Origin of the sequence: Alloiococcus otitis ATCC 51267 (genome assembly GCF_000315445.1) — a bacterium.
Lineage (GTDB): Bacteria > Bacillota > Bacilli > Lactobacillales > Carnobacteriaceae_A > Alloiococcus > Alloiococcus otitis.
In genome coordinates this window covers 35,395-60,895 of record NZ_JH992959.1, presented here as the reverse complement: position 1 = coordinate 60,895, position 25,501 = coordinate 35,395, and the positions used below count along the sequence as shown (strand labels likewise).

The following is a 25,501-nucleotide window of genomic DNA, read 5'->3' as shown; positions in this document are numbered from 1 at the left end:
AAAGTATGTTACGACTATCGAATTGGAACAAGTCTTTTGGCAACCACCAAGTCTTAAAAGATATCCACTTGGAGGTAGCCACTGGGGATGTTTTAACCATCATCGGGTCATCCGGTTCTGGCAAGTCCACCTTGCTTCGGACCATCAACTTCTTGGAGCCGGCTGATAATGGGACAATTGAAATGGCTGACCAAGCCTATGATATTGAAGCCATTAGTCAAGCAGACCTCTTAAAGATCCGGCGACAAACAGCCATGGTTTTTCAAAATTATGCCCTTTTCTCTAAAAAGACGGCCTTAGAAAATGTTATGGAAAGCCTGATTATGGTCCAAAAAAGATCCAAAAAAGAGGCCAAGGACCTAGCCCGCTACTACCTCAACCAAGTGGGATGGGGGACCGGGAAGACTACTACCCCTCTCACTTGTCGGGCGGCCAGCAACAGCGGGTTGGCATTGCCCGGGCCTTGGCCATCCAGCCTGAGGTCATCTTGTTTGATGAACCCACTTCAGCCCTGGACCCCGAATTGGTTGCCGGTATCCTGGACTTGATTCAGTCAATTGCCTATGGGGAGACCACCATGGTCTTGGTTACCCATGAAATGAATTTTGCCAAGGAGGTTTCTGACCAGGTTTGCTTCTTAGAAAAGGGCCTCATTATCGAACAAGGGCCACCAGGTCAGATTTTTGACCAGGCCAATAGTGAACGGACAGCGGCTTTTATCAAAGGCCTCAAGGTTTAGAAAGTAGGAAAGTTATGAAAGTTGCTTATCAAGGCATTGCAGGGTCGTATTCTGAAACTGTGATACAAACTTACTTAAAAGAAGGAGTTAAGGAAAGTGGTCAGGCTGAAGTTGTTCCCTGTTTGAATTTTCCTGAAGTTTTGGACCGGTTGACGGGGGACCAGGTTGACTTGGGTGTTTTCCCGGTTGAAAACTCCACCACTGGCTTGATCACCCGGACCCTAGACCTGTTTAAGGGCCGGGACATCTTTGTGGAAGAAGAGCGCTACCAACCTGTTCGTCATACCTTGTGGGGCCTGCCGGAGTCAAGTTTGAACCAGGTCCGCCAGGTTTACTCCCACCCGGAAGCCTTGTCCCAGTGCCAATCCTTTTTTGAGGCTCATCCTCAAATTGAACCAGTTCCATTTACTGACACGGCTCAGGCGGCATGGTATATCCATGAACAAGGAGACCCCAAGAAGGCTGCCTTGGCTGGTCCGCAAAATGGTGAACTCTACCAGCTTGTTCCTCTTTTGGACCATATCCAAACAGAAGAGACCAATACCACTCGTTTTTTCCTAGCCAAGCACTGGTCAAAGACACCACTGGACTTAGACCAGGAATTAGAGGACTATTTTAAGCAATATCCTAGCCGAACCCGGTGGATGATTTATGTGGAAACCAAGCACCAGCCAGGCTCTTTGGTTCGTTTGCTCAATATTTTTGACCTTTTTGATTGCAACCTAGAAGGACTGGATGCCAGACCCATTGCCAACCAGCCTTTCCGTTACGGGTTCTTTATCGAGGTGGATGTTAGCAATCTGGGGGGAGACTACCAACTCTTGTGGCAAAACTTAGCCTTTGCCAGTGAATATATCCAAATCATTGGGGCCTTCCAACCCCTTGCTATTGACTAAGGAGACTAGACTATGGAAGATACAATTCAGATTGCCATTGTTGGCCTGGGGGTTATCGGCGGGTCTTTTGCCTGGGCCTTGAAGGAGCAAGAAGATTTTCCGGTTAAGCTGATGGGAATTGACCGGGATGGCCGAACCCTTGACCAGGCGCTTGCAGCTGGGGTCATTGACCAGGGGGAGTTAGTTAACCGGGAGATCTTGCAGCAAGCTGACCTGGTCATCATCACCCTCTACCCTGATGACTTGATTGCCTTCGTCAAAGGCCACCGGGATTCTTTTAAGGCGGGGGCGATTGTAACTGACGTAACTGGGGTCAAGGGGGGAGTGGTAGAAGAGGTGGTGGCGATTTTACCAGAGGAAGTCGACTTTATCTTTGGCCACCCCATGGCCGGTCGGGAAAGCCAGGGCTTTGCCTATGCTGACAAGACGGTCTTTGACCAAGCCAACTATTTACTAACCCCAAGACCCGCTAATAAGCCAGAAAACGTCCACTTTTTGACCCAGCTCTTAACAGCTCTTGGCTTCAAAAGTGTCCGTCAGGTGGACTACCAAACCCATGACCGGATGGTGGCCTATGTGAGCCAGCTCTGCCACATCCTAGCCATTTCCCTAATTAACAGTGACCAAGCTGGCCAGGAGACGGCTGACTTTATGGGGGACTCCTACCGCGACCTGACCCGGATCGCCAATATCAATGCCCCCCTTTGGCAGCAACTCTTCCTCCATAATAAAGAAGCCCTCCTGAGGGCCATGGCCAACTTCCAAGACCAGTTTGACCTGTTGAAAAAGGCGTTGGAGGATGAAGACCAAGCAAGTTTAATGACCCTGCTAGAAGAAGGGGCCAAGCGCCGGCTTGCATTGGAGAAGATGGACTTTAAAGTTCAAAATAATTAGGCAAGACAGTCATCTAAGCAAGTCAGCTTAGATGGCTTTTTTGACTTGATTAGCTAAGCCCTTACCAAAAAAGAAGAATTTTCCTTTGAGTATGTTATACTTAGGCTATCTTAACAAGGAGGTACAGACCAATGAGAATATATAGCAGACGACCCGCCCAGTAAGAGAGGGTAAAATCCTCTCTGAGACGAGGAGGATTTTTATGCTAAACATGAATCATTTGAGCAAATCTATTGCTGATCGAAATTTATTTCATCTTGACCACTTGTCTATAAGTGACCAAGACAAGGTAGGCTTGATAGGAAATAATGGAGCAGGGAAGACTAGTTTTTTAAAAATTCTAGCTGGGATAGACCCAGACTATGAGGGACAGCTAGAAATTTCAACTGAATTAATCTGGCTGATGAATGATGAGACCAAGGATTTGGATTTTTCTGGCGAGACCTACTCTAGGGCTCAATTGGACCCTGATGAAAGTTTAAGCCCTGGCCAGTACCAGCGTTTAAAGCTAACTAGTCTCTTAAAAGACCAAGAGGCTTTTCTCTTAATTGATGAGCCGACTTCCCACCTGGATATTGACCAGAAAGAAAAGCTAGCTAGCAGGTTGAAAGCTCGGAAGAAGGGGTATGTGATGGTATCCCATGACCGCGACTTTATCAACAAAACATGCAATAAGATTATGGAGCTTTCGGCTGGGAAATTTGAATTATACAATGGTAATTATCAATTTTACCTTGAAGAAAGGCTCAGAAGGCAGAAGTTCAAGGAAAGAGAATATGATAAGTATGTCAAAGAGAAAACTCGGTTAGAAAATTTAACCCAAGAGATTGAAGACCAGTCGGCAAATGTCCGAAAGACTCCTAATCGTATGGGGAATTCTGAAGCTAGACTCCACAAGATGGGTGGCCAGCAGAATAAAAAGAAACTAGACAAGCAAGCCAAAGCGGTCCAGTCTCGGCTGAATCAGTTAGATGTTAAGGAAAAACCTGAAAAAGACCAGGACATCCAATTGACCATACCTGAACAGGATAAGATCCAATCAAAAACTCTCATAAAATCCCAAGAGCTGACCAAGCGATTTGGTCAGAAAGTGATTTTTGACCAGGCCAAACTAGAGATTGCTAATGGTCGCAAATGGGCCTTGATCGGAGACAATGGGTCTGGTAAAACCAGCTTGCTTCAAATGATCTTAAACAAGGAAGTTTATGTTCATCCCAAGTTGAAAATTGGCTACTACAGCCAATTGACCAGCACTCTTGACTTAGAAAAGTCAGTGCTAGCTAATGTAGAAGAAACTTCCATCTATGACGAGACCTTGACAAGGATCATCTTAGCCCGGCTAACTTTTAAAGGGGACCAAGTTTCAAAAAAAGTAGCTAACTTGAGTGATGGCGAAAAAGCCAAGGTAAAATTAGCTAAGTTAGTGACCGGAGACTTCAATTTCTTAATGATGGATGAGCCGTGCAACTATCTAGATATTGGAACCATTGAAGCCTTGGAAAGCTTACTAGTAAATTATGACCGCCCCCTCCTGTTTGTTAGTCACGATGTCTCTTTTATCAATAAAGTAGCCACTGACTTACTCTTGATCGAAGACCAAAAGATAAAGACCTTCCCAGGCAACTTGGCTCAGTACCAAAAGGAAAAGCAAAAACCAAGTCCAGATGATGAAAGCGACTTACGTCTTGATTTTCGCCTGACTTCCATCAATAACCGCTTAGCAGCCATGGAATTGACAAGCGAGGAAAGGGAAGAACTAGAGAAGGAATTTGACCGTTTAATGGAATTAAAAAGATCCCGATAAAGTTTTATAGTGCAAACTTTTACTGTAAGCAACCCACCACCTTATTGGAAAATAAGGTGGTGGGTTATTTGTGTTTTAGGGGTTAGCTTGGCAGCGGTTGTTCAAATAAGAGCTTGACTTGGGGAAGTGTGGTCGGCTAGTATTGAGAACATATGTTATTATATAACTATGGTAATTTTCTCAAATAACAATAGGTATTTGAGAATTCTTGTGGGTTTTTCTCAAATAATAAATGTTATACGAGAATTTCAGCAGATTATTCTCAAACAACTAACGTTATTAGAGAATTCTTCCGTTCTTTTCTCAAACAACAATTGTTATACGAGAAATTTCAAAGTCAGCAGAGTCAAGTCCAAATAAAATTTTCCATTTCATATAGCTTTCATATTTCCCGCCTAAAATGAAATTAGATAAAAACAAGGGCTGGTTGTCCAGCCTAGAAAGGAGCAAAAATATGGTTGAAAATGCCTTGGCTTATGTGATCCGGAAAAAGTCTCGGACCTTGATCATCTTTACCCTCATATGCTTGGTTTTGTCTGCCTTATATGCTTGCTTGGCTATCCTCCAGTCTAGCGACCAGGTTCAAGCTAGCCTCTATCAATCGTCCAACTCTTCTTTAACCATTAAGGGAAAGGAGGGGGGAGGTCACTTTCAAGTGGGCGACTTATCTTGGCTTCAAGGAGACCCGAGTGTTCAAAGCCTGGTCTACCAATATGAGGGTTTAGCTCAAAGCTTGGGGAGTCAGCCGGTCACTGGTGACCAAAAGGTAAACCGAGATGATTTAGCCAGTGATTTGGAAAACTTGCTTTCCCTCCAAGCGATCAGTCAAACAGACCGAGATCCCTTGTTCACTTCTGGCGTTTTTACTCTTGTCAAAGGTAGGGGGATCCAGGAGGGGGACCAGCATAAAGCCCTAGTCCATCAAGATTTTGCCCAAGCCAACAAGTTAGACTTGGGGGACAAGCTAAGTTTGCAAATGCTGGATTTGGAAAATGATGAAACTATGGCAAACCCTAGTCCAGAAAGCGAGGGCAGTCCGGGAAGCCAGGACAATAAAAAACAGGGCCCAGAAGACGAGGAAAGTCTAGAAAGACCGAGCAATGAAAAGTTTGATCCGGAAAGCCAGGAAAGTTTGGAAAGTCAGGAATATGAAATCGTGGGTATTTTTTCGGGTAAAAAGCAGGAAAACTACACGGGCCTGTCTTCTGACTTGAGTGAGAATATGGTCTATACCGACTACGCCTCTAGCCAGACTGCCCTTCACTTAAAGGGGAGTAAACAAGAAGTCAGCCAAATTGCCGTTTTTGCAAAAGGGCCCGACCAATTAGATAAAATTTCTAAAAAATTAGATGAAATGGGGGGTGCACCAGCTAAGTTTCGGGTAGAGGAGAACACAGAGGCCTATGAAACAGCCCAGGCTTCCTTAGCTGGAATTCGCCAGATTATACAGGTGATGACCTTGGCCATCTTAATTGCGGGAGCTCTTGCCCTCTCCCTTATCTTAATCTTATGGTTACGTGAACGAATATATGAAATTGGCGTCCTCTTAACGATTGGCTTTAGCAAATTACAAGTTATCGGCCAATTTATCCTAGAACTCATCCTGGTCTCTTTGCCAGGCCTCCTGATCTCTTTCTTACTGGGTCGAATGCTTTTAAACCAAGTCCTAGGTCAAGTCTTATCAGTCCCTTTACTCCAAACAGACTTTGGCTTAAAGCAGAACCTCCTCATCTTGGGCCAAAGTTATGGTATTTTACTTCTTATTATTGTCTTATCTGTTTTTGTAGCATCCGCTATGATTTTAGTTAAAAAACCAAAGGCGATCTTATCGCAAATGAGTTAGGAGCAAAAAGATGAAACTTTTAGAAATAACCAATCTCACCTACCGCTACGGCAAGGAAAAAGTCCTATCGAACCTACACTACATTTTTGAACCCGGTCAATTTTACGCTATTATTGGCAAGTCTGGTTCAGGCAAATCAACCTTGCTATCCTTATTGGCAGGTTTAGACAAGCCTAGTTCCGGTCAAGTCCTGTTCCAAGAGGCAGATATCAGCCAAGAGGGGTATAGGAGCCACCGAAAAAATAATATTTCCCTAGTTTTTCAAAATTACAATTTGATCGACTACCTCACCCCACTGGAGAATGTCCGGCTAGTTAACAAGCAAGCATCAAGTCAGATATTACTGGACTTGGGCTTGAGCCAAGACCAAGTCAAACGCAATGTTCTCAAACTCTCTGGTGGCCAGCAACAGCGGGTAGCCATTGGTCGGGCCTTGGCCTCTGAAGCGCCAGTTATTTTGGCGGACGAGCCAACAGGAAACCTAGACGAAGGGACGGCAACAGACATCATTTCCCTCTTTAAAGACTTGGCTCATGGCCGAAACAAATGCGTAATTGTGGTCACCCACAGCAAGGAAGTGGCCCAAGCTGCTGACCATATTCTAGAACTTAAAGATAAAAAATTATACCAAAGCCAAAACTTAATTCAGGAGGTTTAGACATGGTTAAAAATGCATTTGCCTATGTAACACGGAAGAAAATTAAATCCCTCATTATTTTACTCATTATGACTGCTATGTCAGCCCTGGCTTTAATTTCTTGGTCTATCAAGGGAGCTACTGACCAAGCTGCAAGAGAAACTTTTGGGAATATCACCAATAGTTTTACCATGGAAATCAACCGACAAGTCAATATGGGAACCCCTCGTGGTGGAGGTAATGTCAAGGGAGAGGACATCCAGAAAATTGCCAATGCCAAAGATATTGCAGGCTATGTCAAGCGGATTAACAGTGTGGCTAACTTGGAGGATTTGGACATTGTTCAAACAGACCAGACCCTGGCCAATGAAACGCCAGACCGGGCTGAAAAATTTGGCTCAGCTGTCATGTTGACTGGGGTTAATGAATCAGACCAGGAGACAAAATTCGTCTCAGGAGCTTACAAGCTGGTTGAAGGAGACCACCTGACCAACCAAGATAAAAGCCAGGTCTTAATGCACAAGGACCTGGCTGAGAAAAATAAGTTAAAAGTGGGCGACACATTCACCCTCAAGTCTAACCTTTATGATGCTGACAATGAAAAAGGGGCAGATGAGAGGGTGGAAGTTACCATCAAAGGACTTTTTGACGGCCACAATGAGGGAGGGGTGACGGCCGCCCAAGAATTGTATGAAAACACCCTAGTCACTGACATAGACACTGCTGCCAAGGTTTATGGCAATACAGAAGAAACCGCGGTTTACCAGGATGCGACCTTCTTTGTCAAGGGAGACAAAGACTTGGACCAAGTGATCAAGGACCTGGGTCAATTGAATATTAACTGGCGGGACTACACATTGATAAAGAGTGCTTCCAACTATCCAGCTCTTCAGGCATCCGTCTCCGGTATTTACCAGCTAGCCGACCAACTTTTGGCAGGGTCACTGATCTTTGCTGGCTTGATCCTTGCCCTTCTTCTTTTCTTATGGCTGAATGCCCGTAAGAAGGAAGTTGCGATCTACTTGTCTTTGGGGTTCTCCAAGCCTCAGCTATTTGGTCAGTTTGCCCTTGAACTCTTCTTCCTTGCTTTACCAGGCTTTGCCTTATCGATCTTTTTAGCTTCTGCTTTAGGTAAAAGGATTGGCAATAGTGTTTTACAAAGGGTTACAGCGGGTATTGCAGAAAACATTGCCCAAGAATCTGCAGCGACTGGACTTGGCGGGGGAGCAGAAGTAGACGGTTTTAACAAGACTTTGTCTAGCTTAAATGTTCAACTATCTGGTCAAGCTATCTTGCTTGTCGGAATTTTACTCCTTTTTGTTTTGGCTTTGGCCCTACTTTTGTCATCTTATTCCATTTTACAAAAAGACCCGAAAGACCTCCTCCTTGATGTTAAATAAAAACTAGTGTATTGGTTGGCGTTGCTTTCTTTGCTTTAGGATCCTGGGCTAGGTCATGGCCTAGTAAGTAACTAGAAGCAAATTTTTTATACCTCAAACAATAAAGCGACTTTAGGACTAACTTTTCGAGTTTAAAAAGGACCAGGGCCATCACCCTTGTTTGGTGTATAATAAAAGCGGTAAAGAAAGGGAAGGAGCAGAGCAATGAAGATACTTCTTGTCGAAGATGACCAATTGATTCGGGAGGGGTTGGCTGAATACTTGGCAGAATTTGACTACCAAGTGGTCCAAGCGAAAGATGGTCAAGAAGCCTTGAAATATTTCCAAGCTACTCCCATCCACTTAGTGATTTTGGACATCCAAATACCCTTTTTAAATGGACTGGCAGTATTAAAGGAAATTCGTCGGAAAAGCGATATCCCTGTGTTAATGTTGACGGCCTTTCATGATGAAGAATACAAGATTGATGCCTATTCCAGCCTAGCAGATGGCTATATCGAAAAACCTTTTTCCCTGCCAGTCTTAAAGGCCCGGGTCGATGCCTTGATCAGGAAAGAGTACGGTCAAAGTCAACTGTTCACCTATAAGGATTGTCAGGTTAACTTTACTAGCTATTCAGCCCAGCTTGGAGAAGAGCCCGTAGCGGTCAACGATAAAGAAATGGAAATCCTTAAATTATTGGTCAACAATGAGGGGCGGGCCTTAAGTCGGTCCCAGATCATTGACCAAGTTTGGAAGGAGACGGAGGACATCCCTTATGACCGGGTGGTGGATGTTTACATTAAAGAATTACGGAAGAAATTGAACTTGGACTGCATTGTCACCATCCGCAATGTGGGCTACAAGTTGGAGCGAAAATGAAAAATTTAAAATTATTTCCCAAAATGTTCCTGCAATTTTTTGTCATCTTGTCGGTCTTAGTCTTAGCCATCCACCTCTTTGTCTTTTTTGCCTTTCCTAAGTCCTACCTGGCCAATCGTCAGGAAGAAATTACCAGCCAAGCAGACCAAATTACTGACCAGCTAGAAGGACAGGACCTGGATTATGTCCAGGCCAGCTTGGATTTCTACTCCAAAAAGAATGACATAAGGGCCAGTCTAAAGGAAGGAGGTGGAGACAATGAACTCGCCATCCAAGATGGAGTCGGAGTTGATTTGACCAGTGAAAACAACTCCTTGATTATAGAAGAACGCTCCCTTGACTTGGCGGACGGTGGAAAGAGGACCTTGCAATTTGTGTCAACGGCCGATATGCAAAGAGAGGCCCGGGACTTGTCTTTACAATTCTTACCCTATTCATTGGCCTTGTCTCTGTTGGTTTCCATTCTCTTAGCCCTCCTTTATGCTCAAGTGACCAAAAGACAAATCCAGGAGATTAAAGACACCACTGACCGGATGATGGACCTGGACCGGACAGCCTGGCTTAAGGTCGATTCTAGTAATGAAGTTGGCCAACTCAAAGACCAGATTAATGACCTTTATACGAGCTTGCTCCAGACCATCGACGATTTGGAAGATAAGAACGAAGAAATAATTAAGCTGGAAAACTTACGCTATGACTTTTTCCGTGGGACTTCCCATGAACTCAAGACTCCCTTGGCTAGTCTGAAAGTAGTATTAGAAAACATGCAATACAATATCGGCAAATACAAGGACCGGGACAAGTATATTGGCAAAAGCATTGCCCTTGTGGACGATTTAACCCAGCACATCTCCCAGCTTCTTTCAATTTCTTCTCTGGACCATATGAAGGATGATGAAGAGCGGTTGGTCATTAATTCAGTCCTCCAAGAAGTCTTGGCCAAATACGACCTTTTGGCCAAGCAAAAGCAAATCTCCATTGTGAATGACCTAGAGGACCAAACCATGGTCATTGGCCGTCCAGCCTTGAAAATTATCTTGTCCAACCTTATCAGCAATGCCATCAAGTATAGCCCAAACCAGGGTCAGATTTCTATTGGTGTGACCAACGGGAATTTCTATGTGGCGAACAGGTCTCATGACCCAAGTCGCCTTGACTTGGACCGGGCTTTTAAGATCAACTTTAGCTTGGATCAAGATACCAGCAATGGCCTAGGCCTTTATATCGTCTCTAATTTGTTGTCAAATTACGGCTTTAACTATCAACTAGCCCAAGAAAAAGACCAGGTCATCTTCAAGATTGAATTATAAAAAAGCTTGTTTGCTATTGGACTGGGTGAAATGACCAGGTCGGTAGCCGACAAGCTTTTTGTCTTGCAAGGGAGAAGGCAGGTGGATATTGGGAAGTTTTGAAGTTAAAACTGGACAATAAATAGAAATAAGGAAGTTTTGAAGTTGGAACTGGACAATAAATAGAAATAGGGAAGTTTTGAAGTTAAAACTGGACAATAAATGAAAATAAGGAAGTTTTGAAGTTGGAACTGGACAATAAATAGAAATAGGGAAGTTTTGAAGTTGAAACTGGACAATAAATAGAAATAAGGAAGTCTTGAAGTTGAAACTGGACAATAAATAGAAATAGGGAAGTTTTGAAGTTAAAACTGGACAATAAAAGAAAATAGGGAAGTTTTGAAGTTAAAACTGGACAATAAATGAAAATAAGGAAGTTTTGAAGTTGGAACTGGACAATATATAAAAATAAGGTACTTTCGAAGTTGAAAGGCGACAATCGGAGGGCGATTGTCGCCTTTTGAATTAAGTCCAGACAAGTCTAAATTTCACAACTGTAGAGTTGCAAATTGGTCAACCCTTGATTGCTATCTAAGATTCTACAATTGGACTGTGAATATAGAATTTTGGTTCCAAGATTCTACAATTGATCTGCGATTATAGAATTCCTGGTCCAAGATTCTATAATTGATCAACGATTATAGAATTATAACTCCAAGATTCTACAATTGGTGAGCGAAAATCGACTTTCCCCATCCAACCAGTCAAGTAATTTAAAACACCACTTGTGGTCTAGCCTCTCTCTAGGGAAAGAAAGGCAAAACCACAAGTGGTTGGGCAGGGGCTCTTAGTTGTTACCGTCTTCTTCGGAATCTTCCTCCATGTCGTCCTCAGAATCTTCTTCCATGTCGTCTTCAGACTCTTCTTCGGCTCCTTGGTCCATATCGTCTTCCTCTTTGCCATTATCAGGGAACATGTCTTCGTCGGTTTCTTCCTTGGTCATGCCCTCTTCTTGTTGGGCATCTTCAGCAGGTTCCTCGTTGTTGTTTTGGCAACCGCCTAAGACGCCAAGTCCTAGTCCAAGTGCGGCAAGTAAAGCGAGTTTGTTTTTCATTTTTCTTTTCCTTTCTATGAAAAGTAGTGTATTTTGCCAGGCAAAAGTTTCCTGGTATGAGTTATACTTGGTTTGGGAAGCCTTTTCCCCTCTCAAGCTGACTTTATTTTACCACCGGACTGGCTTGAATTGATGACCAAAATAATATGAAATCGTGAAGATTTTTAGTCAGGTGAGTAGCAAAAATTGAACTCCAAGGAGGCTAGACGATCCCTAATCGGTTGGCTTTCGGCAAAAAAACCTAATCGAACAGTTGAAAAATATGTCAGCCAGCAATAAACACATCTAACCCAATGTCAACTTAAACTGAGACTTATCCCAAAATTTCATGCGACCACCCAACGAGAAAAAGTTATTGAATTTCACTAAAAATATTGACAGCCCTTATGGTTCACGGTAAAATATTGACAATTTGAGCCTAAAAGTGGAAGGGGAAAAAGGAATGACTTTATTAGAAAAAAACCTTGTTCATATTAAGGATTTCACCGTTGATGAAATCAATGACATTATTACTTTAGCCCAAGATATTATTAAGTGCCCAGATGATTATTCACATATTTGTGATGGGATCATCCTAGGGGCACTTTTTTTTGAGCCTTCAACCCGGACCCGGCTGAGCTTTGAATCCGCCATCCGCCGCCTTGGGGGGACCAGTATTGGCTTTACTGAAGCCAAGTCCTCTTCAACGGCCAAGGGGGAGAGCCTGGCTGATACCATTCGGACAGTTTCACAATACACCGATATTATTGCCATGCGTCACCCTCAAGAGGGGGCTGCCATGGTGGCGGGTTTGGCCAGTGATGTGCCCTTTATCAATGCCGGCGATGGTGGTCACCAGCACCCCACCCAGACCTTGACCGACTTACTCACCATTATGGAAACCAAGGGGCGGTTGGAAGGCTTGACGATCGGTCTTTGCGGAGACTTAAAATTTGGCCGGACCGTCCACTCTCTCCTTCGCATGCTGATGCAGTACCCTAACAACCGTTTTGTCCTAATTTCACCCGAAGAGCTGGTGGTGCCGGACTATATTGAAGTCATGCTTAAGCAAAACAAGGTAGATTACAAGACCGAAGAGCGGCTAGAAAATGTAATCGATGAATTGGATGTCCTTTACATGACCCGGGTTCAAAAGGAGCGATTTTTTAACGAGGCAGACTATGAACGTTTGAAAGATAGTTATATCTTGGATATGCCTAAACTAGACCAAGCCAAAGATGATTTAGCTATCCTCCACCCCCTCCCACGGGTCAATGAAATCCATGTTTCAGTTGACGATGATCCTCGGGCCAAGTATTTTGACCAAGTTGGCTATGGGGTTAGAGTGCGTATGGCCTTGATCTTAAAAATGTTAGGAGTGAAATAAATGTTAGAAGTTTCTTCTATTACAAATGGAGTCGTGATTGACCACATCCAGCCCGGAGACGGCTACAAGATTTTTAACCTTTTGAACTTGAATCGGGCTCAAGACCGGGTGGCTCTTATGATGAATGTAGATAGTCAGTTACTGGGTAAAAAAGATATTATTAAAATTCAAGGGGACTTGAGTGACATTAACTTTGATATTTTAAGTGTTGTGGATCCCCACATTACCGTTAACTATATCAAAGATAGCCAAATTGTTGACAAGGGCGAGGTTGCCCTACCTAAGCGGATTAACTCCTACTTGTCATGCACCAACCCCCGCTGTATAACCAATACGGAGCCCCACATCGAACCGAGCTTTATCCTGGTCGACCCGGTGGAAAGTGTTTATGCCTGTGAGTATTGTGAACACCTATATGATACGGAGGAGTTAAAATGATCTTAATCAAAAACGGCCAACTGGTTGATAGTCGTGGGTCAATCCAGGCCGATATCCTTTTAAAAGAGGGGAAAATCCATGCTATTGGTTTAGACCTGGCTAGTGAAGGCTGCGGTCGGGTGATTGATGCTAAAGGTAAAGTGGTCACCCCCGCCTTTATCGAACTCCACGCCCACTTCAGAGACCCAGGTTTGACTTATAAAGAGGACCTGAAAACTGGGTCTCAAGCAGCTCTCCATGGCGGATACGGGACAGTTAACTTGATGGCCAACACCAAGCCAGTAGTGGATAATCCTGAAGTTTACCAAGATATTATGACCCGAGCCCAGGAACTAGGCTTGGTTCATATCTTTCAAAATTATGCTGCCTCCAAGGACCTGGCCGGCCAAGAACGAGTCGACTTTGACCGGATACCAGACTCGGTTAAGTTCCTATCTGATGACGGCTTTGGTCTCTTTAACAACAAGGCTACTTTTGAATTGTTCCAAGCCCTGAAGGAAAAAAACCTAGGCATTATGATCCATGAAGAAGACAAGGAACTGTCTGAAATTGACTACCGCTATGCAGAAGATGTCCACACCTGGCGGGATGTCTACTTTGCCGGAAAAATAGGCAACCCAGTTCACTTCTGTCATGTGTCGACAGTCGATGCCCTGGATGCTGTCCGCTACGGCAAGGCCAAGGGTTACCCAGTCACCATGGAAGTGACCCCCCACCACATCTACCTTTACGACTCAGACTTTAAGGTCCACCCACCAATCCGGGCCAAGGCAGATGTAGAGGCCCTGGTTGAAGGAATCTTGGACGGGACGGTGGATGTTATTGCTACCGACCACGCCCCCCACAGTGCAGAAGACAAGGCCCAAGGGTCACCCGGCATGATCGGTTTGGAGACAGCCTTCCCCATTGCCTACAAGGTTTTAGTCCAGGACCACGGCCAGGACCTAAGCTTGGTATCGAAATTACTGAGCCACAATCCTGCTAAAATCCTAGGTTTGAACAAGGGTTTGCTGGAAGTGGGATATGACGGGGACTTGACCCTTATTGACCTCGACCAGACTTATACTGCCCAAGACTTTGCCTCCAAGTCAGACAATACACCCTTTAAAGGCGAAAGTTTTGATGGTTTGGTGGAGATGACCATTGTTGATGGCCAAGTCCGTTATGAAAGGGAGGAAAATCATGACTGAAGAAAACAATGACCGCTTAAGTATTGACCTTGCTGGCTTGACTTTGAAAAACCCCATTATCCCTGCTTCAGGGACAGTGGACTATGGGGAGCCCCTGATGGACCATTATGACTTAGGCATCCTTGGAGCCCTGGTGATCAAAACGACCACCTTGGAGGCTAGAAAAGGAGCCCCAGACCCGAAATTTGCCCACACTGACAAGGGGATTTTAAATGCAGTTGGCTTGAAGAACCCAGGAATTGAAGCAGTTTTAGCCGAAAAATTACCTGCCCTGGCCCAGTATGACCTGCCCATTATCGCCAGTGTAGCCGGCAAGACAATTGAGGACTATGTAGAGGTCACCCAGCAAATTTCCCAAGCACCCAATGTGGTGGCCATTGAAGTGAATGCTTCCTGCCCCAATGTTGCCGAAGGAGGGCTAGCCTTTGGGACCAATCCGAATATTTTGGCTGATTTAACCCGGCAAGTGAAAGCAGCGACCAGCCTGCCGGTCTTTGTCAAACTAACCCCTAATGTGACCGACGTTGCTGTCTTAGCCCAGGCAGCTGAAGGATCTGGAGCAGACGGTTTGGTAGCCATTAACACGGTGACCGGCCTAGCCATTGATATTGAAACCCGCCAGGCCAAGTTGGGTAATGTAACCGGTGGCTTGTCTGCTGGTAGCTTGAAACACATTGCCCTCCGTATGGTCCACCAGGTGGCCCAGGCCGTTTCCATCCCTGTAGTTGGAGTTGGAGGCATGTCTACCATTGATGATGTGATTGAAATGCTGATGGCCGGTGCCACAGCCGTTCAAATTGGGTCAGAAAACTACCTCCACCCCACGGTCTGCAAGGAAATAATTGAAGGCTTACCCGACCGACTCGACCAGTTGGGCATTGACAAAATTAAGGATATTAAACGCTTTGATGCTTAGAGATTTAAAAACGACCCCTGAAACTGGGGTCGTTTTTGTCTTAATTTGTAGGGTCGTTTTAGCCTTTACTTATTGGAAATCCAGTCTTCAAAGGTGTAGGCCATTTCCCAGAAACCAAGTTCGTATTCCTTGGCTATTTTAAATTGCTGTCTGAACTTGTCTTTTTCGACCTCGCTGGCTTGGCTGGCGATATCATTCATTAGCTGAATCATATCTTGGGTCGACTCTTGAAACCAGTCGCTGGCATAAGTGGCAATCCAGTTTTTGTAGATGTCAGGTTCAGGTTCTGCATCTTGGTAGCGTAGGCCAATATCAGCATAAAGCCAGTAGCAAGGGAGGATGGCCGCAACAATTTCGCCTAAAGACCCGGACAAGGCTGCCCGGTACAAGTGAGAAGTATAGGCATAGGCCGTTGGGGCAGGATCTAAGTTGTCGATTTCCTCTTTTTTTATATCCAAAATTTCGGCATGTTCTTGGTGGACAGTTAACTCTGACTGGGCTGTTTCAGAAGCTTTTTGGGCCAGGTCAGCTGTTACGTCAAAGTCGTCCGCATGAGCTGCGGCAAAGGCATGGACCTTACCGTAATGTTTTAAATAGTAAATATCTTGTAAAATATAGAACTTGAATTTTTCCAAGGGCAAGGACCCGTCAGTGACTCCTCTTACAAATGGATGGTTCAAAGACCGGTCCCAGGTGTCTTGTGTCATTTCTTTCAATTCATCAGTGAAAGTCATCATTATTCCTCCTAAGTCTTGTTGAGACACTAGGAGTAGGGACTTTGGCAGGCAAAAAGCCCACCTAACCACTCACTTCCCTCCGCGGGTCTTAACCCGATCAGGTTCAAAGGGTCATTCTCAAGTCTAATGACTACCCCTAGTGAAAAGGCTTGCTACACCACTAACTTATCATGGATAATTGGCTTAGGCAAGTTAACTTGGGATTAAGTATACATGAATGACCATTTTCAATTTGCAGGCTCTTGTGAGATCCGGTGATTTGAAGCGAGTCCTCCTTTGGTTTGGATTATTTAAGAACCAAGTATTTCATTCAACCCGTTTTCTATAAAGACTACTTGCCGCTATGGTGGAAGCTTGATTATTGCCTGCTTTGCTCTTATAATGTGGGTATCAATGAATAGGAGGAATGATTTATGAAAATCGCAGTTGTCGGTTCTTCACACGCTGGACACGAAGTTATCCAGACTTACTTGAAAAACCAAAGCGATGCGGAACTCCACCTTTACGAAAAAGGTGACTCTGCTTCATTTATGGGTTGAGGGAGCCAATCTTACTTAGAAGGTATTTCTAAGACGTTGGATTCTCTCCACTATGCAAATGCTGACTCCTACACCTGCCAAGGTGTCCATGTCCATTTAAATAGTGATGTTGTTGACATTAACCCAGAAGGCAAAACAATTACAGTTGAAACACCAGACGGACAGCACCAAGATTCTTACGACAAACTCTTTATTTCCCCAGGCTCTGCACCAAATGTCTTGAATATTCCTGGCCTAAACTATGACCACATTTACTTTACCCCAGGCAGAGACTGGACCGGAGCTATTAAACAGAGAATGGAAGAGGCCAAAAAAGTTGTCGTTATTGGTGGTGGCTACATCGGTATTGAGTTTGGTGAAGCTATTTCACTTGCCAATATTGATACCACTATCGTTGAATTTGGGGAAACCATCATCCCAACCTACTTGGATAAAGAATTTACTGAAACCTTGACCAGCCACGCCATCGATAGTGGCTTGAAGATTAAAACTTCTGAGGCTGTTCAGCAAATTCTAGGTGATGAAGATGGGAATGTTAGAGGTGTTGTCACCAACAAGGGTGAATACGAAGCAGACACCGTTATTTTTGCCGTTGGTATGCACCCAGCAACTGACTGGCTAGACGGAGTCGTGGACTTGAACCCTGATGGCAGTGTGGTCGTCAATGACTACATGCAGACTTCAGACGAAAACATTTATGCCGCTGGAGATGCTACTAAATTGCCATACGGACCAACTGGTGAAAAAATCAGAATTGGTTTAGCGACAAATGCCAGACGCGGTGGAGCTATTGCAGCGAAAAACATGATTGAAGGAAACAAATACAAAGCGCCAACCATCAACGGCACTTCCGGCTTGCGGGTATTTGACTACTACTTCGCTTCCACAGGTATCAAGGACATTAACCTCAACTTGATCCAAGAAGAAGTTGAAAGCAAATATGTTGAAGAACCCCTCTTGCCATCCTTCATGGGGAACGGTGAAAATCCAGTTGGCACCCTTCACATGAAAATTCACTATGTTAAAGATAGCCACCGTATTGTAGGGGCTCAGTTTATGGCTAAAGATGATGTGGTTGGGCCACTAGCCAACTCCATGTCTATCGCCTTGACTGCTGGTTGGACCCTAGAGCAATTAGCGACAGCTGATTTCTTCTTCCAACCAGAATACAACAGACCATGGAACTACTTGAATGTTCTTGCCATGCAAGCACTTGGTGATGACTACACATTCGGTAGTGACACCCTACTATTTTAAATGAATCATTTCCTTAACGGAATAGACTAGAGGAAAGACCCAAGCGTGACTTAACGCTTGGGTCTTTTTGTGATTTTAAAAGTATTTCCCTAAGCTTAGCCAGGTTATGGCTGGGAAAAGGAAATTTACTTTATTGGGACTTGAAACTGGACAATAAATCAAAATAAGGAAGTTTTGGAGTTGAAACTGGACAATAAGTAAAAATAAGGTGGTTTCAAAGTTGAAAGGTGACAATTGTCAAATATAGTAGAAAATTGAAAACGGCAAAATCCAGACAACGACACAAAAGAGGCTTGTCAATCTTGACAAGCCTCTTTTTCGGTTCACTTCACTGGGCTTCCAGTGGTTATTGACTGGCGGGAATGTGTGAGAATCGAACTCACCCAAGGAGCTCCTAACCCCTCATACTGGTTTTGAAGACCAGAGGGAACACCAGTTTCCCATCCATTCCCCTTAGGCAAGTTCCTATTATACTACAAAGTGAACTTGTCTACAAGACAAAGTGCTGGGAATTTACCGTATTTTAAAATTATTGTCAATTGAAAGAAAATTAAATTAGAATCAGTAAAAATTCTATCATTTACCTAGCTAATACAGGGGATAGTGGGATAATAAAATCGTGCCTTGCAAGCGATTTATTGCTAGCTTATTCTCTCATTTTCAAAAATAGGCGATAAGCTGATTGCTTTAAAAATCACTTGCCAAGTGAGAAAATAGATGAGGTTAAAGCAAAACTGTATTTTGAAAACTACAAGGAGGAATATAAATGAGTTATGATATTGTTGTGACAAGCAAAGCCATGGGGGAAGGCGAAAAGGACTTGACAGAGAACTTGATGCTGACCTTCCTCCATACCTTAACTGAAAAAGTGGACCTACCAGACCACTTGTGGTTTTACGGGGATGGGGCCTTCCTTACTGCTTCAGGGTCACAAGCCTTAGACGACCTCTTTAACCTAGCTGAAAGAGGGGTTGACATTGCCACTTGCGGAACTTGTGTCAACTATTATGACTTAAATGATAAGATTGAAGTTGGCACCATTACTTCCATGCCTAAGATTGTGGACCTGTTTGCTAACAGTCCTAAAGTTGTCTTCCCAGCTTAAGTAGGCTGAAAAGTTAGCTCTTCGGCAAACTTTCGTTTCAATTTTTTCCTTGCCGAACCATGGATGAAGGATTTAGGTCTAGACATCTGATTCTATCCTAAAGGAAGAAAGCCGGCGGAATAGTCAGGGGCAGACTTAGCCAAGCAAGTCAATGCTTGGTCTTAATCACATTAAACTGTATAAATAAATCAAGAGAGGATGGATAAAGTGACTAAAATATTTGACCAGGCCAGCCAATTTGCTAGCCAATACATTGAACCGGTAGCAGACAAATTGGATAAAGAAAAAGCTTTTCCGGAAGAGGTTTTTGACAAGCTTCACCAAGAAAAGTACTTAGAATTACTGATTCCTAAAGAACTGGGCGGACAAGGTGGGGATATTGTTGACCACACTGAAGTCATCCGGGCTTTTTCGGCTAAATCAGCTACTGTTGGCTTGACCTACATGATGCACAATGTGGCCTTAAATGCCGTGGTCCAGTCAGGGGAAGAAGCCACCAAACAAAAAATAATCAAAGAAGTGATTGAAGACGGTAAGTTCCTAGCCTTAGCTTACTCCGAACCGACAGGCGGGGTAGAATTTTACAAACCAGATACCACCCAGGCTGTCAAAGACGGAAACAAGTGGACTATTAACGGGTCAAAATCCATGGTTACTTCAGCAACCTTTGCCGACTATTATATTGTGATTGCTAAAACCATTGAAAGTGAAGAAGATGCTGAAAACTTCCTTGTTGCCAAAGATGCAGATGGCGTCAACTTTAAAATGGAATTATGGAATGGTTTGGGGATGCGGGGGAATGTTTCCTGCCCAATGGACTTAAAAGATGTGGTCGTCAGTGACCAAGACCGCTTGGAAGACCCGGACATCGTTCCTCTCTTCCTTGCTGGCTTGGCGGCAGTCTATTCTGGCTTGAATATGGCTATTGCCCAAGAAGCCATCAGTCATGCCATGGACCGGCAATATCCGGATGGCCACAAGTTGTCAGAAGTAGATACCATCAAGAGCCATATTTCAAAAATATACAGTAATGCCGTTTCTGCTGCAGCGGTCACCAAGGATGCAGTTTATGACGGACGAGAGGACCTTGAAGCAGCCATCCCTAAAATCTTAGCAGCCCGACTTGTTGCCACTGAAAATGTCAATGAGTCAGCTAACTTAGGCATGCGGATCGGTGGTGGCCGGGCTTACACAGGTTACAAAAACTTTGAACTCTACTTGAGAGACGCCCTGGCTGGTCAAGTTATGGCACCATCCTTGGATATGCTCTACCAGTGGATTGGGGCGGCTTTGACCGACCAAGACATGATCCAGTAGTAATTGAATCGTTTGAATGAACTATTAGGAGGAATCTATTAATGTCTGATAGCTTAAAAGTTGGCGCAGTTGTGTATGATCCCAAGGTAACTGTTGTCTGGGAGAAAATTGTTGATTTTATTAAAGAAAACGGCGATGGATTTGAAGTTGAACCAGTCTTTTTTGACGACTACCGCAACCAGGTCCAGGGACTCTTGGATGGCGAAGTCGACCTAGCTTGGAATTCTCCCCTGGCTAACCTGGAGGCTGAGTTGAAATCTGGTAGCCGAGTGGTCCATGCTTGCATGCGGGACACCGACCGTGACTTGCACAGTGTTTTGGTAACCAGAAAAGACAGTGATATCAAAAGTGTTTCTGACCTCAAAGGACAAAAAATTGCCTTTGGAGCCCTTGACTCTCCTCAAGCTCGTTTGATCCCCATCCAATACTTGCGTGAAGAAGGTCTGGCTTACGGCAAGGATTATGAAGAAGTTCGGTTTGACCTGGGCCTTGGCTTGGACGGAGACCACGTTGGTGGCGAAAAAGATGCCTTGCAGTCCGTTCAGTCAGGTGAAAATGCAGCTGGCTTTGCCATAGCTGGTAACTATGAGGGTTGGCTCAAAGATGGGACTTTGGATGAAAACCAAGTGGAAGTGATTGGCCAAACTAAACCTTTTGACCACTGTATTTTTACCGGACGACCTGGCCTCGACCAAAACCTGATCGACCAATTTACGAAAGTCTTGATGAAAATGGACTACGACAAGCCAGAGGACAAGGAAATCCTAGACTTAGAAGGCTTAAAAGAATGGTTGCCTGGCCGGACCAGTAACTATGAAGAAATCCGTCAAGCAGTCGATTATTTAAACTTTTTTGATTAAGAGAAGGGTAGATGTTGATGACTGTTCAAAGCTTCGCCAATTCACTCATTGGCTCCATGCCCCGGTCTAAAACCTTATTAAAAGCCCAGCGTGACCTCAGCAAAAATCGTCTCGAACAAGACGAATATGAGGACTTGGTTTACCAAGAAACCGAAAAAATTGTTCGACTCCAAGAAAAGTATGACCTGGACTATATTGTCTCAGGTGAACTTGCCAGGGACAATTACGTCTCCTTTATTGCCAATTCTTTAAACAATGTCAAAATGATGAGCAATACAGAAATGCTGGACTATATTGAGGACAAGCAGGCCTATGAAGACATGCTAGGCATTTTAGATGTTCCTGGCAGTGTGATCAAAAACGCCATTTGCTTTGGCAAAATCAGCCGGGACAAGTCCTTGGTTGGGTCAGAATTAAAAATGTTAAAAGAAATGACCGACCACAAGGTTAAAATCACCCTGCCCGGGCCTTATTTGGTCACCCGGTCCATGTGGCTCAAAGGCCTGTCTGACAACTTCTATGACTCAAAAGAAGAACTGGGTGAAGACGTTGTCCAGTGCCTAATAGATGAAGTAAAAGACTTGCAGAAGCTTGGGGTGGACACGGTTCAATTTGATGAGCCAGTCTTGACCGAAGTTGTCTTCTCACCAGAGCACACACGGACCTTTATGTGTGCCTCCTTGTCTGAGAAAAAAGACCCCAGTGACGAACTCGCTTTTGCCAAGGACTTGCTCAAGAAGACCTTTGACGGCATCGACCGCAGTCAAAGCAATGTGGCCCTCCATGTTTGCCGGGGTAACTGGTCCAAAGATGAAAGCATTTTACTTGAAGGACCATACACCCCCTTGCTCGACTTGTTCGACTATGCCAATCCTGATATTTTGTACCTGGAATATTCGACAGACCGGGCTGGGAGCATTGATTCCTTGTTCACCAACCATCAATTTGGTGAGGAGACCATTTTAGGCTTGGGGGTTATGAACCCCAGAAAGGATGAAACAGAAAGCAAGGCGACGATCATTAAGCAAGTGGACCAAGCCCTTGACTACCTGCCAGCTGACCGGATTAACTTGAATCCGGATTGTGGCTTTGCCACTTTTTCCAAAAAACCGGTCAACAGCCTAGCATTTATCGAAAACAAGCTCCAAGTCTTAAGTGAAGTTAAGCAAGAATTGAGAGATCGTTATGACCAATCATAAACCAAAAGAATCTCAAGTCTATAGCCTTCATATGAGAGGGACCAACCCTGATTTGGACAAGGTCAAACTCTATACTGGACGGAAGCGGTTCGACGTTGACAAAGTGGTTAGCTTTGACATTGAAGACGAAGGTTATTCTGCCTTGTCCTATTTCATGGGGAGCATTCTGTCGTCAGTTATTTGGACCTTCCAAAACCATTTGAAACAAAAGAAAATAGACCTGGATGAAATTGAAGGGGTTATTGAGGCAGACCTCCAAAACCCTTTGCGACTTGTTCCTGTCCGGGGTTATGACCAGCCGGCTCAAATTCAAAATATCAAGGTCAAAATCTACTATTATGCTGATGACGATGAAGAAAAGTTGGACCGGATGGCAAGGGATTGTCAAGTAGACAACCCCATCTTCCAATTGGTCAACCAATCTTCCCCTATTGAGATAGAACCCCACTTCATTTTGTAGTGGTCCCCCCATCCAAATGTGAAGCCCTGCCGGTTTAGAGAAAAATGAATGGGCTAGGGCTTTTCTATTGGGCCTAACTTGCTAGAACTTACTAGCTTAAGGGACAATGACGGGGACGAAAATAGACTATATTTATTTAACTTAGTTTTTTGCTATCAATACTGAAAATGAAAGGACTGATGGTGTGTCTGAAATCTTAGATAAGGCGACTGAATTTGCCAAGCAGTATATCCAACCGGTGGCTCAAGAATTAGATGAAGAATCCGCCTTTCCGCAAGATATTTTAACCAAGCTCCATGAAGAGCGATACCTTGAATTACTGGTGCCAGAAGACTTAGGTGGACTTGGCGGGGATATTGTAGACCTAGTTGAGGTTACCTGGGCTTTTGCAAAAGAGTCGGCCACAGTTGGCTTAACCTACTTGATGCACAATGTGGCCTTAGCTGCCGTTATCCAGGCTGCCAAGGAAGAGACTAAAAAGCAAATTGCCAAAGAAGTCAAGGAAGAGGGCAAGTTCTTGGCCTTAGCCTATTCCGAAACCTCTGGCGGGGTAGAAACGAGAAAACCTGACCGAACCGTCGCCAAAAAAGAAGGTGACACTTGGACCCTCAATGGGGCAAAATCAATGGTGACTTCTGCCACTTTTGCTGACTATTATGTCATTATAGCCAAAGATGCCCAAGAGGAAGAAGATCCTAAAAACTTCATCGTCGCCAAGGATGACCCTGGGGTAAGCTTTAAAATGGAATGGTGGTCTGGCCTTGGCATGCGGGGCAATGTCTCCTGCCCAATGTTTATGGATGGGGTCCAGGTGCCTGACTCTTACCGGCTTGATAATCCTAAAACCCACGCTGTCTTTCTAGCAGGACTCGCTGCTGTTTACTCAGGACTCAATATGGCCATTGCCAAAGAAGCTATTGACCACACCCAGGACCGCCAGTACCCAGATGGCCACAAGCTAGCAGAGGTGGATGCCATTAAAGGCCATCTTTCGGCTATTTACTCCAAAGCCATGGCTGGGACTGCTTTAACCAAGCAAGCTGCCCAGGCAGGCCGGGATGACCTTGAAGCTGCCTTTCCCCAAATCTTAGCTGCCCGGGTTGTGGCAACCGAAAATGTTATTGAATCAGCTAACCTGGGTATGCGGATTGGCGGTGGCCGGGCTTACACGGGCTACAAGAACTTTGAGCTCTATTTAAGAAATGCTCTTGCCAGTCAAGTCATGGCCCCATCCTTGGACATGCTGCAAGAATGGATTGGGGAGACATTGACGGGTCAAGAGATGGATTAAAGTGTTAAGTATTTTTTATCTAGCCTGCCTGATCCAAAAAGCCCTGCTCTTTTGACCACAGAGTAGGGCTTTTCCCCTAACATCTAGGTCTTTTCCCTCCTTGTCAAGGGTAAATGATTGGGTCGGGGGTTCATTCCTGTTATAATGTTCATTAAAATAGTATGAGAGGAATGATGGGATGACAGAATTAGTTGATCAGGCGAGTGACTTTGCTAAAGAATATATAGAACCAATTGCTCAAAAATTAGATGAGGAAAAGGCTTTTCCAGAAGAAGTTTTTGAAAAACTCCACGAAGAACGATACTTACAACTCCTGATCCCCCAAGAAGAAGGCGGCATCGGGGGCGATATTGCTGATCTAGTTGACATCATTTGGACTTTTGCCCAAAAATCAGCCACAGTGGGCTTGACCTACTTGATGCACAATGTGGCTTTGGATGGTGTCCTTAAAACGGCCCATGAAGAGACCAGAAAAAGAATCATCCAAGAAGTGATTGAAGAAGGTAAGTTTCTTGGTTTGGCTTACTCCGAAACTTCTGGTGGAGTCCAATTTACAAAACCAGACCGAACCTCAGCTAAAAAAGACGGGGACCATTGGATCTTAAGTGGTGCCAAGTCCATGGTGACTTCCGCAACCTTTGCGAACTATTACGTGGTCAACGCTACAGGACCAGATGAGGATGAAGACCCTAAACATTTCTTGGTTTCAAAAGATGCTGACGGCGTCACTTTTAAAATGGAATGGTGGTCTGGCCTAGGCATGCGGGGGAATGTTTCTTGCCCAATGTTCTTGGAGGATGTGTCCATTTCGGAAGCCGACCGCTTGGATAACCCACAGACCCACACTATCTTCTTGGTTGGACTAGCTGCCGTCTATTCTGGTTTAAACACAGCTATCGTGGACGAAGCTGTTATGCATACTACTGACCGCCAGTATCCTGATGGCCACAAATTGTCCGAAGTCGATGCCATTAAAGGACATATATCCACTATCTACTCCAACGCCCAAGCAGCAACTGCCCTAACTAGACAAGCCGCCCAGGCTGCCCGAGAGGACCTGGATGCGGCCTTCCCTCAAGTTTTAGCGGCCCGGGTTGTGGCTACCGAAAATGTGACCGAATCTGCTAACCTCGGCATGCGGATTGGTGGAGGACGGGCTTATACCGGCTTCCGCAACTTTGAACTCTACTTGCGTGACGCTTTGGCTGGCCAAGTCATGGCACCATCTTTGGACATGTTAAAACAATGGATAGGGGCAACCATTACTGGCCAAGATATTGACTAAGTAGAGAAAAAATAACCTAGCCACTCCCTAATTAGTGAGAGCTGGCTGGGTTATTTTATTTGGA

General features: G+C 44.5%; 23 protein-coding genes, 1 tRNA gene, 1 pseudogene and 1 riboswitch. Of the genes and pseudogenes, 22 read left to right on the top strand and 3 right to left on the bottom strand.

Annotated elements, in window-relative coordinates:
• The first annotated feature begins 5 nt into the window (after positions 1-5).
• The 9 genes and pseudogenes from HMPREF9698_RS05110 (at position 6) to HMPREF9698_RS05065 (ending at position 10,384) form a co-directional block, all read left to right on the top strand.
• A pseudogene (locus HMPREF9698_RS05110) lies at positions 6-739 on the top strand (amino acid ABC transporter ATP-binding protein).
• Positions 740-753: 14 nt separating this feature from the next.
• Positions 754-1,635 (top strand): prephenate dehydratase, encoded by an 882-nt coding sequence (locus HMPREF9698_RS05105; protein ID WP_003777986.1) that lies wholly within the window; start codon positions 754-756, stop codon positions 1,633-1,635.
• 12 nt (positions 1,636-1,647) lie between these two features.
• Positions 1,648-2,529 carry a prephenate dehydrogenase gene (locus HMPREF9698_RS05100; protein ID WP_003777985.1) on the top strand — a complete coding sequence of 294 codons (882 nt, stop codon included), beginning with the start codon at positions 1,648-1,650 and terminating at the stop codon, positions 2,527-2,529.
• A gap of 202 nt (positions 2,530-2,731) precedes the next feature.
• On the top strand, positions 2,732-4,333 hold the full coding sequence (gene abc-f / locus HMPREF9698_RS05095; RefSeq protein WP_003777982.1) for a ribosomal protection-like ABC-F family protein: 1,602 nt from the start codon (positions 2,732-2,734) through the stop codon (positions 4,331-4,333).
• Positions 4,334-4,787: 454 nt separating this feature from the next.
• A complete protein-coding gene (locus HMPREF9698_RS05090) occupies positions 4,788-6,176 on the top strand; it encodes an ABC transporter permease (protein WP_003777981.1) in 1,389 nt (462 codons plus the stop codon).
• Between the two features lie 10 nt (positions 6,177-6,186).
• Positions 6,187-6,834 carry an ABC transporter ATP-binding protein gene (locus tag HMPREF9698_RS05085; RefSeq protein WP_003777979.1) on the top strand — a complete coding sequence of 216 codons (648 nt, stop codon included), beginning with the start codon at positions 6,187-6,189 and terminating at the stop codon, positions 6,832-6,834.
• A gap of 2 nt (positions 6,835-6,836) precedes the next feature.
• Positions 6,837-8,213 (top strand): ABC transporter permease, encoded by a 1,377-nt coding sequence (locus HMPREF9698_RS05080; protein ID WP_003777977.1) that lies wholly within the window; start codon positions 6,837-6,839, stop codon positions 8,211-8,213.
• A 204-nt stretch (positions 8,214-8,417) separates the two neighbouring features.
• The gene (locus HMPREF9698_RS05070) at positions 8,418-9,074 is read left to right on the top strand and encodes a response regulator transcription factor (protein ID WP_003777975.1); all 657 of its coding nucleotides are present in this window, start codon (positions 8,418-8,420) and stop codon (positions 9,072-9,074) included.
• The gene (locus HMPREF9698_RS05065) at positions 9,071-10,384 is read left to right on the top strand and encodes a sensor histidine kinase (protein WP_003777973.1); all 1,314 of its coding nucleotides are present in this window, start codon (positions 9,071-9,073) and stop codon (positions 10,382-10,384) included. Before HMPREF9698_RS05070 ends, HMPREF9698_RS05065 begins: the two co-directional genes overlap by 4 nt.
• Positions 10,385-11,210: 826 nt before the next feature.
• On the opposite strand, the gene HMPREF9698_RS05060 is transcribed toward HMPREF9698_RS05065, so the two are convergent.
• Entirely contained in the window at positions 11,211-11,477 is a 267-nt protein-coding gene (locus HMPREF9698_RS05060) for a hypothetical protein (RefSeq protein ID WP_003777972.1), read from the bottom strand.
• 442 nt (positions 11,478-11,919) lie between these two features.
• Between HMPREF9698_RS05060 and pyrB the strand changes: the two genes are divergently transcribed.
• The 4 genes from pyrB to HMPREF9698_RS05040 are packed head-to-tail and all read left to right on the top strand — an operon-like array spanning position 11,920 to position 15,387.
• A complete protein-coding gene (gene pyrB / locus HMPREF9698_RS05055) occupies positions 11,920-12,843 on the top strand; it encodes an aspartate carbamoyltransferase (RefSeq protein ID WP_040292619.1) in 924 nt (307 codons plus the stop codon).
• The gene (locus HMPREF9698_RS05050) at positions 12,844-13,281 is read left to right on the top strand and encodes an aspartate carbamoyltransferase regulatory subunit (RefSeq protein ID WP_003777969.1); all 438 of its coding nucleotides are present in this window, start codon (positions 12,844-12,846) and stop codon (positions 13,279-13,281) included. It abuts the gene before it with no gap.
• Positions 13,278-14,471: a dihydroorotase gene (locus HMPREF9698_RS05045; RefSeq protein ID WP_003777967.1), complete on the top strand. Its 1,194-nt coding sequence runs from the start codon at positions 13,278-13,280 to the stop codon at positions 14,469-14,471. Before HMPREF9698_RS05050 ends, HMPREF9698_RS05045 begins: the two co-directional genes overlap by 4 nt.
• Positions 14,464-15,387, top strand: coding sequence for a dihydroorotate dehydrogenase (locus HMPREF9698_RS05040; protein ID WP_003777965.1), 924 nt, complete (start codon positions 14,464-14,466; stop codon positions 15,385-15,387). Before HMPREF9698_RS05045 ends, HMPREF9698_RS05040 begins: the two co-directional genes overlap by 8 nt.
• 65 nt (positions 15,388-15,452) lie before the next feature.
• Here HMPREF9698_RS05040 and tenA read toward each other — a convergent pair whose 3' ends face one another.
• Positions 15,453-16,124, bottom strand: a complete 672-nt coding sequence (gene tenA, locus HMPREF9698_RS05035) for a thiaminase II (protein WP_245530965.1) — start codon at positions 16,122-16,124, stop codon at positions 15,453-15,455.
• A gap of 57 nt (positions 16,125-16,181) precedes the next feature.
• Positions 16,182-16,272, bottom strand: a riboswitch (TPP riboswitch).
• A gap of 265 nt (positions 16,273-16,537) precedes the next feature.
• Between tenA and HMPREF9698_RS09155 the strand changes: the two genes are divergently transcribed.
• Together HMPREF9698_RS09155 and HMPREF9698_RS05025 are read left to right on the top strand one after the other, a co-directional pair.
• Positions 16,538-16,663, top strand: coding sequence for a hypothetical protein (locus HMPREF9698_RS09155; RefSeq protein WP_003777962.1), 126 nt, complete (start codon positions 16,538-16,540; stop codon positions 16,661-16,663).
• 36 nt (positions 16,664-16,699) lie between these two features.
• On the top strand, positions 16,700-17,920 hold the full coding sequence (locus HMPREF9698_RS05025) for an FAD-dependent oxidoreductase (protein WP_003777960.1): 1,221 nt from the start codon (positions 16,700-16,702) through the stop codon (positions 17,918-17,920).
• A gap of 354 nt (positions 17,921-18,274) precedes the next feature.
• On the opposite strand, the gene HMPREF9698_RS05020 is transcribed toward HMPREF9698_RS05025, so the two are convergent.
• Positions 18,275-18,372, bottom strand: a tRNA-Sec gene (locus HMPREF9698_RS05020).
• A gap of 314 nt (positions 18,373-18,686) precedes the next feature.
• Between HMPREF9698_RS05020 and HMPREF9698_RS05015 the strand changes: the two genes are divergently transcribed.
• From HMPREF9698_RS05015 to HMPREF9698_RS04985, 7 genes are all read left to right on the top strand, one after another.
• On the top strand, positions 18,687-19,025 hold the full coding sequence (locus tag HMPREF9698_RS05015) for a hypothetical protein (RefSeq protein ID WP_003777958.1): 339 nt from the start codon (positions 18,687-18,689) through the stop codon (positions 19,023-19,025).
• A 207-nt stretch (positions 19,026-19,232) separates the two neighbouring features.
• Positions 19,233-20,342, top strand: a complete 1,110-nt coding sequence (locus HMPREF9698_RS05010; protein WP_003777956.1) for an acyl-CoA dehydrogenase family protein — start codon at positions 19,233-19,235, stop codon at positions 20,340-20,342.
• 41 nt (positions 20,343-20,383) lie between these two features.
• Positions 20,384-21,202, top strand: coding sequence for a phosphate/phosphite/phosphonate ABC transporter substrate-binding protein (locus tag HMPREF9698_RS05005; RefSeq protein WP_003777954.1), 819 nt, complete (start codon positions 20,384-20,386; stop codon positions 21,200-21,202).
• A gap of 11 nt (positions 21,203-21,213) precedes the next feature.
• Positions 21,214-22,401, top strand: coding sequence for a cobalamin-independent methionine synthase II family protein (locus HMPREF9698_RS05000; protein WP_245530964.1), 1,188 nt, complete (start codon positions 21,214-21,216; stop codon positions 22,399-22,401).
• Positions 22,388-22,861, top strand: coding sequence for an OsmC family protein (locus tag HMPREF9698_RS04995; protein WP_003777950.1), 474 nt, complete (start codon positions 22,388-22,390; stop codon positions 22,859-22,861). The genes HMPREF9698_RS05000 and HMPREF9698_RS04995 overlap by 14 nt, the downstream gene beginning before the upstream one ends.
• A 184-nt stretch (positions 22,862-23,045) precedes the next feature.
• On the top strand, positions 23,046-24,152 hold the full coding sequence (locus HMPREF9698_RS04990; RefSeq protein WP_003777948.1) for an acyl-CoA dehydrogenase family protein: 1,107 nt from the start codon (positions 23,046-23,048) through the stop codon (positions 24,150-24,152).
• Positions 24,153-24,330: 178 nt separating this feature from the next.
• The gene (locus HMPREF9698_RS04985; protein WP_003777947.1) at positions 24,331-25,437 is read left to right on the top strand and encodes an acyl-CoA dehydrogenase family protein; all 1,107 of its coding nucleotides are present in this window, start codon (positions 24,331-24,333) and stop codon (positions 25,435-25,437) included.
• The last annotated feature ends 64 nt before the right edge of the window (positions 25,438-25,501 follow it).

Bases quoted from the DNA above. Each gene is read 5' to 3' on its own strand.
- HMPREF9698_RS05085 (WP_003777979.1), top strand. From the start codon at position 6,187: ATGAAACTTTTAGAAATAACCAATCTCACCTACCGCTACGGCAAGGAA.
- HMPREF9698_RS05000 (WP_245530964.1), top strand. From the start codon at position 21,214: ATGTTGATGACTGTTCAAAGCTTCGCCAATTCACTCATTGGCTCCATG.
- HMPREF9698_RS05050 (WP_003777969.1), top strand. From the start codon at position 12,844: ATGTTAGAAGTTTCTTCTATTACAAATGGAGTCGTGATTGACCACATC.
- abc-f (WP_003777982.1), top strand. From the start codon at position 2,732: ATGCTAAACATGAATCATTTGAGCAAATCTATTGCTGATCGAAATTTA.
- HMPREF9698_RS05065 (WP_003777973.1), top strand. From the start codon at position 9,071: ATGAAAAATTTAAAATTATTTCCCAAAATGTTCCTGCAATTTTTTGTC.
- HMPREF9698_RS05045 (WP_003777967.1), top strand. From the start codon at position 13,278: ATGATCTTAATCAAAAACGGCCAACTGGTTGATAGTCGTGGGTCAATC.
- HMPREF9698_RS05005 (WP_003777954.1), top strand. From the start codon at position 20,384: ATGTCTGATAGCTTAAAAGTTGGCGCAGTTGTGTATGATCCCAAGGTA.
- HMPREF9698_RS05040 (WP_003777965.1), top strand. From the start codon at position 14,464: ATGACTGAAGAAAACAATGACCGCTTAAGTATTGACCTTGCTGGCTTG.
- HMPREF9698_RS05015 (WP_003777958.1), top strand. From the start codon at position 18,687: ATGAGTTATGATATTGTTGTGACAAGCAAAGCCATGGGGGAAGGCGAA.
- HMPREF9698_RS09155 (WP_003777962.1), top strand. From the start codon at position 16,538: ATGAAAATCGCAGTTGTCGGTTCTTCACACGCTGGACACGAAGTTATC.
- HMPREF9698_RS05080 (WP_003777977.1), top strand. From the start codon at position 6,837: ATGGTTAAAAATGCATTTGCCTATGTAACACGGAAGAAAATTAAATCC.
- HMPREF9698_RS05105 (WP_003777986.1), top strand. From the start codon at position 754: ATGAAAGTTGCTTATCAAGGCATTGCAGGGTCGTATTCTGAAACTGTG.
- HMPREF9698_RS05090 (WP_003777981.1), top strand. From the start codon at position 4,788: ATGGTTGAAAATGCCTTGGCTTATGTGATCCGGAAAAAGTCTCGGACC.
- HMPREF9698_RS05070 (WP_003777975.1), top strand. From the start codon at position 8,418: ATGAAGATACTTCTTGTCGAAGATGACCAATTGATTCGGGAGGGGTTG.
- HMPREF9698_RS05060 (WP_003777972.1), bottom strand. From the start codon at position 11,477: ATGAAAAACAAACTCGCTTTACTTGCCGCACTTGGACTAGGACTTGGC.
- pyrB (WP_040292619.1), top strand. From the start codon at position 11,920: ATGACTTTATTAGAAAAAAACCTTGTTCATATTAAGGATTTCACCGTT.
- HMPREF9698_RS04995 (WP_003777950.1), top strand. From the start codon at position 22,388: ATGACCAATCATAAACCAAAAGAATCTCAAGTCTATAGCCTTCATATG.
- tenA (WP_245530965.1), bottom strand. From the start codon at position 16,124: ATGATGACTTTCACTGATGAATTGAAAGAAATGACACAAGACACCTGG.
- HMPREF9698_RS04985 (WP_003777947.1), top strand. From the start codon at position 24,331: ATGACAGAATTAGTTGATCAGGCGAGTGACTTTGCTAAAGAATATATA.
- HMPREF9698_RS05100 (WP_003777985.1), top strand. From the start codon at position 1,648: ATGGAAGATACAATTCAGATTGCCATTGTTGGCCTGGGGGTTATCGGC.